This is a genomic window from Arthrobacter oryzae (assembly GCF_030812315.1).
GTDB lineage: Bacteria > Actinomycetota > Actinomycetes > Actinomycetales > Micrococcaceae > Arthrobacter > Arthrobacter oryzae_B.
The window spans coordinates 204,907-220,068 of the sequence record NZ_JAUSSM010000009.1; the positions used below are offsets into that span (position 1 = coordinate 204,907).

Sequence of the window (15,162 nt, forward strand, 5' to 3'; positions counted from 1 at the left end):
AAGAAGAATCGCGCAACCTAGCGGCCGCGCGACATTGCCAGACTGGTGATGAAATCATCATAGTGGCCAACGGCAGCAGTCTTGGACAATGTTTCGTGCCGGAACTTGAGACCCCGCGCACCTATGGCCTTTGCCCTCTCTTTATCGGCCCCCAAAACCTCAGCGGACTCAAGGAGGGCGCTCGGATCGCCGGCATTCACGCGAATGCCTCCGTGGGAGGCGTTCAGCTCTGCGGCGGTCACACTGCCATCATCCGTGGCCGCAATCACCGGATTTCCGGCATTAAAATAAGAGGTCAACTTACTTGGGACAGACATGTCCTTCACCCCTGGAAGTTCGTTCACCAGCAGTATGTCAGCGGCCACCAGAGCCATCATGAATGCCTCCCCAGGGAGAGGAGATACGAATTGGATTGATGAAAGGCCACCTGCCATGGCTTCTAATGTACGTCGCTGATTACCATCGCCCATGAGAACGAAGCGCACTTTGCTTTGGCGTTCCTGGGCTAGCCTTGCGGCCTCGATGACGTTCTCAAGGCCTTGCTTCTTGCCCATGTTTCCGGCGTGCAAGACCACGATGTCGTCTTCGGACCAGCCAAGCTGCGTTCTCATTTCAGCAGGATCTGAAGTGGGCGAGGGGGGAAGATGCGTCCAATTCCTAATAATCTCGACGGCTGTGGACGGTACCTGCAGTGAGTTGACTACGAATTGCTGAAAGCGCTCGTGTATCACAACTACGCCGTCAGCTGACCGAAGCACAAGAGACTCTAGGTGTGCCGCTGCCTGAGCCTGCCCATCGGTACCTGTTCCCGTTTCGACGATCCCGCGACTATAGATGTCCTGCACCCAAATCCCTACTGGGGGTCGTCGAAGCCGCAGCCGGTTGCGTAAGATCGCGAGCGCACTCGAGAAAAGGGCGGGGCTCACCACCAAGACGACATCGGGAGAGCCCCAACGCGCGAACATCAGCCTCAGGCCGAAACTCAGTTCCATGTGTAACCGGGACCAAGATGACGGCGATCGAGGAATATGATGGCGCAGACGCTTCAGGCGAACCCCGTTGACGACTTCGGTCTTAGTCCACCCCGTATACCCTTCCTGCAGCCTCCATTCCGGATAGTGAGGATACCCTGCGATAACGCGCACCGAGTGACCGGAGGCCGCGAGCCCTTCAGCGAGGCTTGTGGTGTACGGCGCATTTCCCGTCGGCTCAGGGCTGTAGTTGATGGCCAGTATGGTTATTCGAAGTTTAGGGTTGGTCACAGGTGCAAGAATAGGTGTTGAGAGCACCTTTTACATTTCAGGGGACTACTGTGACTAATCCGTTAGATGACCTACGCGGCGGGCCTACAGGAGTGCGTGTCGTCGACCTGTCGAAGGCCCCGGGGGAACAGCAGGCTTGGGATCGGCCTAGAGGCATGGTCTATCTTTGGGCAATTGCGGAGCTCCTGTTCATAACCAATCCATGGCAGATTAGCTCAGGTCTGCGCGTCGCAGTGCTTCGCATCTTCGGTGCAAAGATCGGTGCCAACGTCATTTTTCGCCCTAGGACTCGGGTTAAATTTCCTTGGAAGTTAACAGTCGGCGACAACGCCTGGATTGGCGAAGGCGTGTGGATCCACAATCAGAACTCAGTTCTCATAGGCGCAAATTCAGTGCTTTCTCAGGAGGTATTCGTTACGACCGGGACGCACGCGCATCGCGTTGACATGGGGCTCCTGACGAGGCCCGTGGTGGTGTGCGATGGGGCTTGGGTAACATCGCGGTGTATAGTGCTGGGTGGCTCGATCATCGGTCGGAGCTCCATTGTCACGCCCGGGACGGTAGTCAGGGCCCAAATTCCGGAAAATACGGTGTGGGGGCAACCTGAAGCCGGGCCCATCGGCAGAAGATTCGACGAGATCTGATATATCCCGAGGGATAATAACACGTCCGGGCCAAGTTCAGTGTGGCTTGTCCCAGCGTCCGCACGCCTCCGAGTGGCCGCCCTCGGCGGGCTGAGGCACTTTACGGGCATTACTAGCCAAACGAACAACATTCGCTATATTTGCGAATTCAGAGAAACGCCGAGGGTGAGTGTGGGTATTTCCCAAGTACTTCAGATTAATGTACGGCTCTCCGAGGGGGGGGCCGCTGGAGTGGCACGCACTCTAGCCGATGAGCTGGCCGTGCGCGGCATCAGGTCCCCTTTCGCCTATGGATATGGCCCGCATGGCGGATCATCGCCGTTGGAATCTAACTCCGACAGCTTCCGACTTACACCAAAGCACATAGCGGCTGCTAACCGGATCAGCTACTCGCTGGCGGGCAGGGAAACTCGCCTCATGGCTGGTTCAGCGGCCGAGCAACTCGAAGCGGTAATGCTAGAGAGTGACGTAGTTCATCTCCATGTTATTCACAGTTACTTCTTACAGACCAGTTATCTCTTCGACCTAATAGTGAGGTTGAAAAAGCCCTTAGTGTGGACGCTTCACGACCACTGGGCGATGACTGGAAGGTGCGCACAGCCGGACGACTGCACACAGTGGGCGAAGGGCTGCCCCTCCTGCCCGAATCTGCGGGCTTATCCTCCGGCGAAGCTCGACTTGGCCTCAAAGAGGTGGGAGGAGCGACGGGACGGTATTGCTCGACTTCAAGCCAGCGTGCCGACCGCAATAGTTCCTTGTGCTGATTGGCTTGCAATCGACGCTGAAAAGTCTGGTCTGCGAAATATCCAGGTCATCAAGAACTCCGTCGACAGGACGTACTGGGAGGCAACGCGCTCCATTGCGAAAAGTCCTAACCGCCCACGCTCGAATGTAGGGCAGGGCAATATATTTATTTGCAGAGATCTTCGAGACCGATCTAAAGTCGACTGGAAGCTATTGGAGCGCCTTGCCGGGATTCCGGGACAGCGTCTTACGATCGTGGGTGATCATGCTCCAACGCTTATTCCAGGCGTTGAATACATTCCTGCGACGTCTGATCGTTTTGAATTGGCCCAGATTCTGTCGGACCACGACCGACTTATTTTCACGTCTACCGTCGACTACTATCCGTTGACCATTGCCGAGGCTCTCACTGCCGGATTGAAAGTGTTCGCAATTAGTTCGCGCGCATCACAAGAATTCGAAACGAGTCACCTAGTGGAGTTGTTCGACACGGGCTATTCGCTCTTGGAGAGTGTCCGATCCTTGACCGGTGCGCAGCAGGAGGATGATGCGCTCCGGCCCGGCATCGATTTCTTCAATCCAGATCGTATGGTTGATGAATACCTCGAACTATACGAGGGAATGAGCTGATCTCCATTGAGAATTAAAATTGCGGGCATTCTAGCTTTTGTATTTTTTGTGGGCCAGCATCTACAGCTAATGTCCCTTTTTGGATTTCCTGTCACGCTGGGAGCCGGATGTGGAATTGCATTATTGATTCTTGTCTCCCGACCGCGCGGCTTCACGGGTGTTATTGGTGTTTCTTGCGCCGTGATTACTGTAAGCAGTACTGCAGCAATGTTCTCGTCAGCTGATGCGGATCTCGTTCAGTATGTCAGAACACTCACACTCTTTGTTCTGGCTTTCTCAGTTGTAGCTCTGGGCTGGTCGGGAACAGACTTGGAGTTTCTGAAGTCAAACGCCTTCCATCGAGCCGTTTTATTAGCTCTGTTTCTTATAGTTACATTATCGGTAGGCCAGGTCATCCTTGGGGCCATGGGGTCCCTCGTTCTATTTAATCCTTTTGGAAGTTTTCAATACCTTTACCAGTACAATCCGCATCTTGAGTTTGTGCAATTTCCGCGCGCCCAAGGTTTCTACTTGGAGCCTTCCTACGATGCCTTTGTTATTTGTGCTTTGTCGGTAATTCTTTTCTGCCTTAACAAATCACGCAAACTTGCTGCCGTACTGGTAACACTTGGGCTGTTGGCATGCCAGTCCGCCTCTGGGCTACTGCTTCTGGCTTTAGCCCTTATCTTTGTCGTCTTTCGTGCACGACCCGCTACCGGAGCTGTCTCTGTATTGATACTTGCCTTGGTTGGTGGATTGGCGGGACCATATCTATTGGTGAGACTAAGTACGCTTGACGAAACCGGGACTAGCGCGAACTATAGAATAGTTGCGCCACTGGATGTATTGTCTGACGTACTTCTGAATACACCATTGGGTGAGCCGCTGGGTTCAATCGCGACTGTTCTCGAAAGGTACGGTCTCCAAAATGGGTCGACGCAGGGTACATCATTAGACAATGGATTCTATGTGCTCATTTTTTACTTCGGCTGGATCGGGCTTGTAGCACTAGTAGCATTTGTGATAGCTATGCTGGTCCTGTCAATCAGAAGAGCCAGGATTGATAGGGGCATCTCGTGGATTGCCCCAATTTGGCTAGCAGGATCATTCTTGTTCAGCGGTGGCATTATGTTGCCCGAGTTTGCTCTAATGACGTGGTTTGTGGTCGTTGCCTTTAACTATTTTGAACCTGCGAAAGGTGCGAGAGTTGTCCAAGAACCCAGAGAGGCCAGCGCTCTCAGTCGTCACGATTACCTACAACGACCCAGTTGGTCTCGCCAGAACCCTTGATTCGCTCCTTGAACTTTACTCGTCGTCGAACGGCCAGATGGAAGTCTTGGTCCAAGATGGACTCAGCTCGGGGGAGTTGGGGGGGCTTCAACAATCCTACGGCGATTGGGTCGAGTTTAAGTCTGAAGCCGACAACGGAATTTACGATGCAATGAATAGGGGCCTGATCAGAACCAGGGGTTCCTACATCTGGTTCCTGAATGGAGGGGACGAGTCCACCATCAAGCAGTGGCGTGACCTCGCCGAGCTTCTTGCGACGGATCCCGGATCGATGGTTTTGGGCGCTTACTGGTTGGACCTAGGGCTGAGCCGGGTACTGAGGCTTCCTCGCAGAATGTCATATATCTGGCACGCATTGCCGACTTCGCACCAAGCGATTCTCTATCCCGGGGATTGTGCCAGATCAACGCTATACGACACTCGGTATAAAGTTGCCGGCGACTATGCCTTCACCGCGAAAATGAGCCAAAGGTGCGGTGTCGTGACCACGCAACGTCCGTTTGCGACGTTTCGCGTTGGGGGTACGTCATATACGCATGCAGAGGTAATTGCATCCGAAGCCAGCCACGTTCAAGCCCACATTCTACAGCTTGGACGGGTTCCAAGAACGATTAGCCGAATACTGCATCTTGCCAGCAGGATCCGGCGCAGGCTTCTTGCTAAGCCGCAACCGGAGCGCACTTCTTGATGCAATAGTGGTTTTCGGATACTCCGTGTTGGCCGATGGCAAGGGACATTCGCTCACCCCTACCGCGTCCGCTACCGCTCCGAGTCGCTCCCCAAGGGGCTCTCAGTGGGTGCGGAATTGATCCCTCGTCGTAAAAATGGTAGCCGTGGCCCTGTTGGGGTGAGTGTGTCTATGTATCCAACCAGGAACCGGACCATGAGCCTTGGCTGAGCCCACCGGCCGACGCTGTTACTAGCATCTTCAACTTGGCCGACTACCATGTCATCTCAGCCACCATCTTGGACGACTGCAGGTGCCGGGTCATTGTCGTGTACGCCCAGCCGCCCGGCTGTCTGACCTGTGGTAGGCGTTGCATCACGGCGCAGCATCCGTGCCATCCCTATGGAGCTTGGGCGGAGTCCGTCGACCGTGACCAGGGAGATCCGCCGCAACATTCAACTACCGTCCGCGGACGGCCCAGCGCAGCGCCGAGCGCAGAAGGAACCGTCAGCGAACCGGGAAAATCGCAGGCTGTTAACTCCAACCGAAAATAGGCTCTTCGCAGTTAAGCATGGTTGGTCTGTCTGATCCGGTACGGCCGGTGGCCGCCCGCGGCGAGTAGGCATCTGAGTCTGTAGTTTGTGAAGTTGCGGAAGCCGCGGGCGATGCGGCGGGTGGTTTCGATGACGCCGTTGATTGCTTCCGTGGGTCCTTTGGAGGCCCCGTTGGTATCAAAGTAGGCCAGGATTGCCATCTTCCATTGATTGAGTGTCCGGCCGAGGCGGGCGACTTCCGGAATCGGGCAGGACGGGAATGAGGCGATCACCTCGGTCACGAGCTCACGGCCCCGCTCGGATCTGGCGTGGTAGGTGTTGCGGAGCTTCTGGTAGCACTGCCAGGCGAGGGTGACTTCGTGGCCGGGGTCCCCGGCTGTGAGCTTCGCGTCCAGCCGGGTGGCCTGTTTTCCGGTGAGGTGTTCGGCGCCGATCTGAAGGTCCAACGGATCCCGTAGAGCGGATCGCCGTTGCGGCCGCGGTGCCCGAGGGTGTCCTGCTGGACCCGGCGGCGGACCTCATCGACCATGGCCGAACCCAGTTTGACAACGTGGAACGCGTCCAGCACGGTGACCGCTTCGGGGAGCTCGTCATGGGTCGCGTTCGCGTAGCCGCGGAACGGATCCAGGGCAGCAGTTCTGATGCCGGCGGTGAACTCGGTCCCGCGTTCTTTGAGCCAGTCGGCGTAGGCCTTCCCGGACCGTCCCGGGACAAGGTCCAGCAGCCGGGCATGAACGACCCCGTTCACGTCACGGGTGTGGTCCACGATGCCTGTGACCATGCCGGTGCCTGGCGGGCCGGTGTGGGACGAGACATGCTCGTCCACGCCGAGCGCGTCCACACCTTTCAACCGGTCCGGGGCACAGTGCGCTGGCTGGCTTCTGCCCTGACTGCGTCCCAGACGGTGTGCCAGGACACTCCGAGCTCGTGGGCCAGGGCCGAGACCGAGGTGTCGAACCGGGCCAAGGCGTCAGCCGCCCAGGCAACGGCTCTGGTGGTGAGTTTCGCCCGGGAACCTGCCAGCTGATGGTCCTCGGTGAACGTGGCCCGCGGGGAGTCAGGATCCAGGCAGCGCCAGAGGCGCTTGGCCCAGAGCAGACGGACCAGGCGGCGTCCGTGGCCGACCGCGACCACCCCGCACTCCGGACAGCCCGTGATGTCCTCCCCGGTTTCCACCCGCAGAACCAGGGCCTTCGTGGTCTCCGCGACGGCGCTAACGTGGATGCCCTCGACACCGAGCAGCGCGTCCGCACGCATGCACCAGCGATCCGAAGAACACGACATAGAGTTATTCATGTCAGGGTCTCTTTGTGGATTGGTTTGCTTGGTCGCTACCAATTCAAAGAGGCCCTGACCTCTATCCCACGGCACCACGCCGCAACCAAACGATCCACCACAGCGGCGCCGGCCTCAGCGCGCCCTATCCATGCTCATCTGCGAAGAGCCCGAAAATAGGGCCAGAAGCGCCAACTGAAAACAGGGCCACCGACCACTATGGAAGGTGAACATTTGGGACGATTGGGCGGAGATACGCCACCTGTTTTCGACGGGCAAGCACTCGAAGCGTGAGATCGGCAGGATCGTGGCAGTTTCCCGCGGTCGACCGGGCGCTGGAGTCGGACCGGCGCCGAAGTATCAGCGGCAGCGGAAGTGTCGAGTTTTGATGCGTTTGCTCCCAGGGTTCGGGAGTTGTTTGTGAAGACGCCGACGATGCCGGTCGCGACGCTCGCAGAGCGGGTTGGCTGGTCCGGTTCCGCGTCGCTGTTCCGGGCGAAGGTCGCCGCGATCCGGCTGGAATACGCCCCGCCTGAGCCGGCCGACCGTCTGGTCCACGAGCCGGGATTCCTGGTCCAGTGCGACCTGTGGTTCCCGCATGATCCACTGCCCGTTGGCGAGGGCCAGAGCGACACGTCTCCGGTGCTGGTGATGACCTCGGCGTTCTCGGGTTTCATCCAGGCACGGATGCTGCCGTCCCGGACGACGCTGGACCTTCTGGGCGGAATGTGGACCCTGCCGCAGGACGCGCAGGCGGTTCCGTCCGGGCTGTTGTGGGACAACGAATCCGGCATCGGCAGGGCCGGCCGACGGAACCGGTGCCGCGGATCTGGAGTCCAAGGGATGGTCGAGCGGATGAACAGGTTCTTGCGCCAGCGCTTCATACCGGGCCGGGACTTCGGCTCACCAGCGGATTTGAACGGCCAGCTGGAGGGCTGGCTGCCTAAGGCTAATCACCGGTATTCCAGGTCCCGCCACGGTCGCCGGACGAGCTGATTGTCCTGGACCGGGAGAAGATGCGGGAGCTGCCGCCGGTGACACCGGAGGCCGTGTTCCGCACCGCAGTGCGGCTGCCGCGGGATTACTTCGTGGGGTGTTCTCCAACGACTATTCCGTTGACCCTTCGTTCATTGGACGGATCGTGGATGTCATCGCTGACCTGGACACCGTCAGGGTTACTCATGAGGCTGTCATCAACGCCACTCACGTCCGGGCTTGGGCCTGGCACCTGGCGGTGACTGATCCGGTCCACGTGGCCCGTGCGGCAGTGATTCGCCTGGACTTCCGGACCCAAAGATGCGTCGTCCTGAACCGATAGAGTCCGTGCAGGTGCGGGCTCTGGCGGCCTATGACGAGATCTTCGGCGTCGACCTCGGCCAGGCGCCGGGCCTTCTGGAGGTGGCTTCATGACCTGTATACCATCCCAGATCGAGTATTACGCCCGGGCCCTGCGCGCAGCGCGGATCAGTGTTGGGTTCCGCCGGCTCGGGGACCAGGCTCGGGGTGCCGGTTGGTCCCCATGATGATTACCTCGCCGCGGTCCTCTCCCGTGAAGTCTCCGAATGCGAAGCCTCCGGCGCGGCGACCCGGATCAAGGCCGCACGGTTCCCGGCCGACAAGGACCTGGAGGAGTTCAACTTCGATCACCGGCCCTCCGCAGACCGGAACGTCATCGCGCATCTGGGCCTCAGAGTGTTCCTCTCCGAGGCCAAAAACGTGGTCCTGCTCGGACGTCCCGGCACCGGCAAAACGCATCTCGCGGTCGGCATTGGCATCAAGGCTGCCAAGGCCGGTCACCGGGTCCTCTTCGAGTCAGCCAACGGCTGGGTCGCCCGCCTCTAGGAAAGCCCACTCCCGCGGGAAACTCACTCAGGAACTGACCAAACTGCGCCGCTACAGCCTCCTGGTAACCGACGAAGTCGGCTACATTCCATTCGACCAGGACGCCACGAACCTGTTGTTCCAGCTGGTCTCCAGCCGCTACGAACATGCCTCGATGATCCTGACGTCCAACCTCCCGTTCGCCCGCTGGGGCGACGTCTTCGGAGACCTGACCATCTCCTCGGCCATGATCGACCGAATCGTGCACCACGCCGACGTCATCAGCCTCAAAGGCAACAGCTACCGGTCAAGAAACACCAACCAACCGCCAGTACGGCACAATAGAAACACAACCCCGTGGCCCCCGTTTTGCCCTATTTGGGGTGGCGTTAACAGCCGGCAATCCGGAGCGCGGGAGTTCGTGCGGGAACACCTGGAAAAACGCTGAAGCCCTCGCCAGATCAGCAACCGGCTACGCGCTGATTTCCCTGAACCACCGGAAATGCAAGTCGTGCCTGAGAACGCATAGCAGGCGCTGTACGGGCGCGGATCCTGCCGTCTCACTGCGGTCCGGACGGACCGGTCGCCGATTACGTCGCCGGAAGGAGCACCCGGACCAAGCGCTTCCCGGACACGGTCATGATCCGTGACAGGCCCGCAGAGGTGGCGGACAGACTGGTCTGGCAAGGATCTCATGATCGGCAAGGGCAGTCGCTCGGCCATAGGGACGTTGGTCGAGCGGACCACGCGTTTCATCGTCCTGGTGCATCTTGCGGGCAACCGCGGAGCTGAGGATCTGCGCGCCCGGCTCGTGGAAGCGATGGGTGCCCTTCGGGCCCATCTGCGCCGTTCCCTCACCTGGGATCAAGGTACTGAAATGGCTTGCCCTCAGGATTTCACCCCGCGGACTCTCATACCGGTTTACATCTGAGATCCCCCCAGCCCTTGGCAACGCCCTCGAATGAGAACACCAATTGGCCCCAGGACAGATTCATAGACCGTTGCAGTGACCGCTGAAATCCGCCGCCGCCATAATGGCTCATTTTTCGACCGTCGCCGACATCAGGTGCCGGACCAAAGTGCTGGCCTAATCTGACACCAGTCGAGATGATGGACCCACAAAAGCGATCAACGACCCTACAAAACTACCGGCCGGGCTGCCAGCGAAGTCCGCAATTGGGGCTCAGCGGCATACAGAAGCCAGGAAGCCATTCCTATCAAAATGAAGAGTTTCAAACGTGCTTTCGTGGAGGGATGAATGGATATCCTTAGATCCGGTTCATCGTCATAGTTCTGAACTTTGTGGGAAAAAAGCCCGACGAAGTTTCCTTCCGAGAAGCCTAGGGACTAGCAAAGGTGTCCGCAATGCGGCTTTCATTAGCAAAGTTAGGTGTTTCAACGGTTCGCCTCTACTGGAATAGGCCATCCGTAGGTATGCCATACTTTGTAACTCGCCGTTGCTTCGCTCGCGTATTGGCGCCCCGCTAACCTTCGCATAATATCTCCGGATTTCCTCCGCAGCGGTGTTACAGCGAAGCGGAGCAAGAGCCGACTTGCCACCTTCTGATGCATAGGCGCAAGCGACTTCGTTGTGAGACAACACTTTTCCGACTCTAGCCCCGCGGATGAGCAATTCGTAGTCCTCGGCGTACCGGGGACTGAGGGCGGGCAGCGGATCGTCAAGAGCCAGTCGAAGGGCACTCGTCTTCCAGAGGAAGGCCCCCGGAGGTCCCGGTGCAATTCCCCGTTCGAGTAACGTGGCCACCGAAATTCCTTCGGGCCAAGCGCGAGTCTTTCGAGATGTGGCACCACCAACGAACAGAGTTGACCCCGCAATAACGGCCGAATCTTCATGCTCCGCAGCCAACCGCAGCGATTCTGCAACTCCGGCCGGAACAAGAGCATCGTCGGCGTCGAGCATGATCGTCAGCGGCGTCGAAACCACCCCGACGCCGACCCGGCGTGCTCGGGCTGTGCCGCAATTCTCTTGGGAGATGACGGTGCAGCCAAGATTTTGAGCAATCGCGGCCGTATTGTCTGTGGAACCATCGTCTATGACTATGATTTCCTTCGCGGCAATTCCTTTAGCGCTCTCTATTGACTCCCGAATATGCGAGGCGGAATTGAACGCTGGTATTACGATGGAAACTTCTTGGCTAATCATCTTTCGTATCCTCAATTCAAAGCGGTTAATTGCTTCAAGTGCAGTAACATGACGACCGCAGTCCTAGTAAGTTGTCGTCCAAAAAGACGAAGACTGCGCGACAAAGTAGAATATTGCGGCAAGCGCAAACCATTGGCCGGCGACCGTGACGGCTGTCTTGATGGGAGCAGAGAATTCCTTGTTATGAACTAGTGACAATAACAAAGGCTGAACGAGTCCGCCAACAACCACCAGAGTTGACACCGCTTCGGCAAAAGATCCGAGAGCTGCGGCAAGAATCACGGCGATTGGTGTCCCGACAACGGTGCAGAAGTGAGCGACTGTCCTGCGCCGCCCTCCGTTTAACTGAAGAGTCAAGGACCCGTAGCTTGCCATTGCGATACCAGGCAGGCAACTTGCCATGGCCACAATGGTGACGTGGACCATGGGCCACTTCGGGCCGAAGATGACCACTTCAATTACCATCGCGGAAGCGCAAATGCTAAGAGCTGATATGAAGATGATTCTCGACATCCACATCCACAAAGCCTTGTTTGGCGGCTCTCGGTCAGTCAGGTTTTCGCGCTTTGCATTAGATAGATGGTTCAGGATAGCGGGGCCAAGCGAGAGCTGCAGTTGCGTGATGGGCACGACTGCGATCTGGTAACTTCGGGCGTATCCTGCGGCAGCCGCAGCCGGAACGAGTGATGGAAGAATCCCGGAATCAAGCGCTCGCCCGAGGTACGACGCGATGTTCAAAGGAACCACCCGGAGTCCATAGCGAACAGCTGGCCAGAGCCGACGTGCATTGTCCGTTTGGGGGGGCTGGGCAATTTCCCTGGAAGCGAGCCAAATGCCTAGGACTTTGGCCACGGCTGTCGCACCTAGTTGGCCAGCTAGAGCTAGTTCTTCGAATGGGCTTACGGCCAGGATCAGTGCCATCGCAATGCCCACAAGCGTTGAGCCCACGTCGCTCAATGCGATGGCGCCAAAACGTGCCTTGGAAACGAGAACCGCACGCTGCACCTGCATTCCAATCTGAGCAATCAGGGCAATTACTAGGAAAGCAAATTCGATTGCTGACAAAGGCCCGCCAGGAATGAGGGATGCGGCAGCCAACACGGCGAACGACATGAACGATACTCCTAGTAATCCAGAAATCGTTGCAAGGCGTCTTGCGGTTTTAATGACGTCGGCAGTAGGTCCATGGACCAGCGTGTAACTTTGTGGCGACAGATCAGTTACAAGGGCAGAGACCGAAAAGAGTAAAATAACCGTGGCGAAGCGCGCAAACTCGGTCGGCCCCAATATGTGGGCTAACACTGCAAAGCCCGACGTTGACAGAATAAATACGCATGCCTGTGATGCGGGCAGCCAGCCGAACTTTCTTACTAGCCGCAAGAAATCCCTCATTAAGATTCTCGCTTCTAGTTCGGGAGTTTTTTCCAGGAACTACGCGCCAAAGTAAACTCACTCCGGTCGTCTCTAAACCATTCCTGGGGAGCAATGATCGTATTTTGGTTCTCCATGAGTTCAGCGGCCCACCAAGAAAAAGTGCTATTGGGAATCACCAAGGCTTTCCCCAGGGACATGAATAGAAGGCTTTCCAAGTCAGTGCTCGTTTGACCTGGCCCTACGACTTGTTCGGGCCTGACGCGGAACGTATCCATCACATAGGCAGGGTCATCTGTGAAGAAAACGGCATCTTGGGTGCGTGAGTTTAGCTGCTCGAAGGCCTCATGGTAGTAGGCGGGTCGAATGGAACCGAATGTGTGAACCGCTGCTGGAGCCGTCAAGTAGTCTCCACGGCGAACATGCGCCACTGGACGGTCTTTTATCATCTCGGCAAGACGCGACGATTCGAGTAGTTTTCGCAGTTCTATAAGCGGTGCTCGTACTGACCAGGTGTCTAACGAAAGGCTCGCTTCATCCTGAAAGTACCCTATCAAAACTTGACCAGGGCCAAGATTTGTCGAGATGAATTGAGTGACACTGAGATTAAGAGGGCCGAGTCGGTGCCGTAAGACTCCACGACGATTGTGAGGAGGACCAATTATAAAATTCTCCCAAGCTGAAGTGAATTGCAATGTTTCACTCAAGCCGTGGAGACTAAGATCGCGCAAGCGGTTTCTCCGAAAACTCGCAGCTGATATCAGAAATGGAGTAGCGGCTTCGTTAGCCATGTGGCGACCCGCATTCAACTGAAATAGTTGATTGCCCAAACCACCTTGTAGCCAAAGCGTCGTAGATTCTTTCAAACGATTCAAATCTGTGGCCTTCTATCTAGGTAACTATGAGCCAGCGCAGTAGTAGCTCATGTTGATCTCAAGTAAAATCTTCGGTGGATTTCGATCGCTGATCGAAAACCAAGGTGCCTCACTAAAGAACGATGGGGCGCTGAGCCCTCAAACGGATGTGCTAGCCGCGCGTGAATCGGTCAGCAGGGAACTTGTTCGGTGGCCGGGAGTCCGGGCTGAGGGCGTTGCCGAATAGGTCCGTCAAACCCGGGTCGTCAGTGCCTGCGTCCTGGGCCTTGCCATTCCGGTAGCGGGCATCTGCTGAGAGCGGGGTTCGATGGAACAGAGCCTTTCCAGCGGCTCGCGTGCTCTTGGTCCCATCTGCGAGCTCTGAGGTGTAGGAGTATGCATAAGCGTCGCCCCCTTTGGCCGGCAGTCGGTTCATGACCACGCCGAGCACTTCGGCTTCAACCATCTGCAGGGCTCCCAGTGACTTTTCCAGATCTTGCCGCCGAACCGATTGCGTACCGACGACTACAACCACGCCCCCGACGTGTTGGGCGAGCACGGCAGCGTCCGTGACCGGCAATAGCGGAGGAGCATCGATGATGACCGTATCAAAGGCATGCTCTAGGCGAGAGATCAGATTCTTCATTACCTCGGATCCGAGCAATTCGCTTGGATTTGGGGGAATCCTGCCGGAGGCCAGTACGTACAGGTCATCTTCGCCCCAAGGCTGCAGCAGGTCGTTGACGTCCGCTTGCCCAACGAGTGCTGTAGTCAGGCCTGCGCCACTGTCGAGCCCAAGGTATTCACTAACCATCGGTCGGCGAAGGTCGGCGTCCACAAGGCACACAGTTTGACCGGCTTGCGCAAGTGCTATCGCCAGGTTTGTAGCCGTCGTGCTCTTCCCCTCTCCGGGTAATGATGACGTCACTAGAACGGACTTAGCATGGCCGGATACGTTCGCGAACTGAAGATTGGTCCGAATTTGCCGGAAAGATTCTGCCCTAGGGCTCTGTGGTGCGGCTTGTGTCAAAAGCGGTTTTTTAGTCGCATCTTGATCGAAGGCGATGCCACCGAGAAGGGAGGCATCTGTTACCTGACGTAGATCATCTTCGGTGCGGATCCGATTGTCCAACGCAGTGCGGAGGATGGCACCCCCGATGCCTACAGCTAGGCCAATGAGCAGCCCGAGCACAAGGTTGAGTTGAGTGTTCGGTGCAGAGGGGGAATCGGGGGCCACCGCTGGCATGATGACGGAGAGGCTCACGGGAGACGAGTCGCTGTTCTTCGGTTTTTCCAGGAAATCAACGGCTTTTATCAGGCTGTTAGCAACGGCCTGTGCAATTGCGGCAGCCTGAACCGGGGACTGGTCTACAACTGAGATGTTGATCAGGACCGTGTTGAGCTCTGTGCTGGCGGTCACGCGGCCAGCTAGCTGATCTGGCGTCAGATCGAGACCGAGGCTTTCAATTGCTGGCCGGAGAACAACGGGCGCCGTGACCGTCCGCACGTATGACTGCACCCGCGCTTGGCTGAAAGTGTTTCCCTGCTGGAGTTCGCTCACTGACCCCGAGTTTTGGAGCGAAACAAACAACTGAGTCTTAGATGTATAAGTGGGCTTCACAAGCGTAGAGGTCGCTCCACCAAGAAGTAGCCCGGCTAGCGTCGCCGCTACAATCAGCATCCAATTGCGGCGTAATAGGCGCAAGTAATCGCGTATGTCCAAACCGGGGTCCCCCTGAGTCGTTTGCTTCGGGCAGCCAGACGGCCTGCCAGCAGTCAGCAACGTTGGTGCGTTTAGCCAATTGTACCCGGCGCATGATCTCGAGAGTTCCGGCACAGTGTTTCGGGGAGTGCAAGGTCAGATATCATCAATCCGGGCTGTGTATGCATGACCCATAGATGGGCGG

12 protein-coding genes and 3 pseudogenes are annotated in these 15,162 nt (G+C 57.3%); 8 read left to right on the top strand and 7 right to left on the bottom strand.

Translation table 11 applies throughout. The features are described 5' to 3' along the window. Positions 1-17: 17 nt before the first annotated feature. Entirely contained in the window at positions 18-1,262 is a 1,245-nt protein-coding gene (locus tag J2S97_RS18155; protein ID WP_307051338.1) for a glycosyltransferase family 4 protein, read from the bottom strand. Between the two features lie 1,061 nt (positions 1,263-2,323). Here J2S97_RS18155 and J2S97_RS18160 point away from each other — a divergent pair. The 4 genes and pseudogenes from J2S97_RS18160 to J2S97_RS24025 form a co-directional block, all read left to right on the top strand. After that, positions 2,324-3,280 carry a colanic acid biosynthesis glycosyltransferase WcaC gene (locus J2S97_RS18160; protein ID WP_373460579.1) on the top strand — a complete coding sequence of 319 codons (957 nt, stop codon included), beginning with the start codon at positions 2,324-2,326 and terminating at the stop codon, positions 3,278-3,280. A 6-nt stretch (positions 3,281-3,286) separates the two neighbouring features. Further along, entirely contained in the window at positions 3,287-4,549 is a 1,263-nt protein-coding gene (locus J2S97_RS18165) for a putative colanic acid polymerase WcaD (RefSeq protein WP_307051339.1), read from the top strand. Beyond that, a complete protein-coding gene (locus J2S97_RS24020) occupies positions 4,458-5,237 on the top strand; it encodes a glycosyltransferase (protein WP_373460580.1) in 780 nt (259 codons plus the stop codon). The genes J2S97_RS18165 and J2S97_RS24020 overlap by 92 nt, the downstream gene beginning before the upstream one ends. A gap of 360 nt (positions 5,238-5,597) precedes the next feature. Continuing rightward, a pseudogene (locus J2S97_RS24025) lies at positions 5,598-5,745 on the top strand (helix-turn-helix domain-containing protein); the annotation flags it as partial. Positions 5,746-5,781: 36 nt separating this feature from the next. On the opposite strand, the pseudogene J2S97_RS24030 reads toward J2S97_RS24025, so the two are convergent. Together J2S97_RS24030 and J2S97_RS18180 are read right to left on the bottom strand one after the other, a co-directional pair. Then, a pseudogene (locus tag J2S97_RS24030) lies at positions 5,782-6,551 on the bottom strand (ISL3 family transposase). Positions 6,552-6,616: 65 nt separating this feature from the next. Further along, complete coding sequence (locus tag J2S97_RS18180; protein ID WP_307051341.1) at positions 6,617-7,066, bottom strand: helix-turn-helix domain-containing protein; 450 nt, start codon at positions 7,064-7,066, stop codon at positions 6,617-6,619. Positions 7,067-7,465: 399 nt separating this feature from the next. Here J2S97_RS18180 and J2S97_RS18185 point away from each other — a divergent pair, with 399 nt between their 5' ends. The 4 genes and pseudogenes from J2S97_RS18185 (at position 7,466) to J2S97_RS18200 (ending at position 9,797) form a co-directional block, all read left to right on the top strand. Next, positions 7,466-8,041 (top strand): hypothetical protein, encoded by a 576-nt coding sequence (locus J2S97_RS18185; RefSeq protein ID WP_307051342.1) that lies wholly within the window; start codon positions 7,466-7,468, stop codon positions 8,039-8,041. Between the two features lie 145 nt (positions 8,042-8,186). Then, complete coding sequence (locus J2S97_RS24035) at positions 8,187-8,363, top strand: hypothetical protein (RefSeq protein WP_373460586.1); 177 nt, start codon at positions 8,187-8,189, stop codon at positions 8,361-8,363. An 88-nt stretch (positions 8,364-8,451) separates the two neighbouring features. Further along, positions 8,452-9,197 (top strand): annotated as a pseudogene (istB, locus tag J2S97_RS24155) (IS21-like element helper ATPase IstB); the annotation flags it as partial. Positions 9,198-9,560: 363 nt separating this feature from the next. Continuing rightward, the gene (locus tag J2S97_RS18200; RefSeq protein WP_373460582.1) at positions 9,561-9,797 is read left to right on the top strand and encodes a transposase; all 237 of its coding nucleotides are present in this window, start codon (positions 9,561-9,563) and stop codon (positions 9,795-9,797) included. Positions 9,798-10,151: 354 nt separating this feature from the next. Here the strand turns inward: J2S97_RS18200 and J2S97_RS24040 are convergent, their stop codons facing one another. The 4 genes from J2S97_RS24040 to J2S97_RS18215 all read right to left on the bottom strand — a co-directional run bounded on the left by J2S97_RS24040 (position 10,152) and on the right by J2S97_RS18215 (position 15,038). Beyond that, on the bottom strand, positions 10,152-11,030 hold the full coding sequence (locus J2S97_RS24040) for a glycosyltransferase family 2 protein (RefSeq protein ID WP_373460583.1): 879 nt from the start codon (positions 11,028-11,030) through the stop codon (positions 10,152-10,154). A gap of 63 nt (positions 11,031-11,093) precedes the next feature. After that, a complete protein-coding gene (locus tag J2S97_RS18205; RefSeq protein WP_307051345.1) occupies positions 11,094-12,422 on the bottom strand; it encodes an oligosaccharide flippase family protein in 1,329 nt (442 codons plus the stop codon). A 14-nt stretch (positions 12,423-12,436) separates the two neighbouring features. Further along, positions 12,437-13,108, bottom strand: coding sequence for an alpha-1,2-fucosyltransferase (locus J2S97_RS18210; RefSeq protein ID WP_307051346.1), 672 nt, complete (start codon positions 13,106-13,108; stop codon positions 12,437-12,439). Positions 13,109-13,427: 319 nt separating this feature from the next. After that, positions 13,428-15,038: a polysaccharide biosynthesis tyrosine autokinase gene (locus J2S97_RS18215; protein WP_444875935.1), complete on the bottom strand. Its 1,611-nt coding sequence runs from the start codon at positions 15,036-15,038 to the stop codon at positions 13,428-13,430. Positions 15,039-15,162 lie beyond the last annotated feature (124 nt).

Coding starts and splice junctions, on each gene's coding strand:
- J2S97_RS18160 (WP_373460579.1), top strand. CDS start 2,324: ATGGCTGGTTCAGCGGCCGAGCAACTCGAAGCGGTAATGCTAGAGAGT.
- J2S97_RS18180 (WP_307051341.1), bottom strand. CDS start 7,066: ATGAATAACTCTATGTCGTGTTCTTCGGATCGCTGGTGCATGCGTGCG.
- J2S97_RS18200 (WP_373460582.1), top strand. CDS start 9,561: ATGATCGGCAAGGGCAGTCGCTCGGCCATAGGGACGTTGGTCGAGCGG.
- J2S97_RS24040 (WP_373460583.1), bottom strand. CDS start 11,030: ATGATTAGCCAAGAAGTTTCCATCGTAATACCAGCGTTCAATTCCGCC.
- J2S97_RS18205 (WP_307051345.1), bottom strand. CDS start 12,422: ATGAGGGATTTCTTGCGGCTAGTAAGAAAGTTCGGCTGGCTGCCCGCA.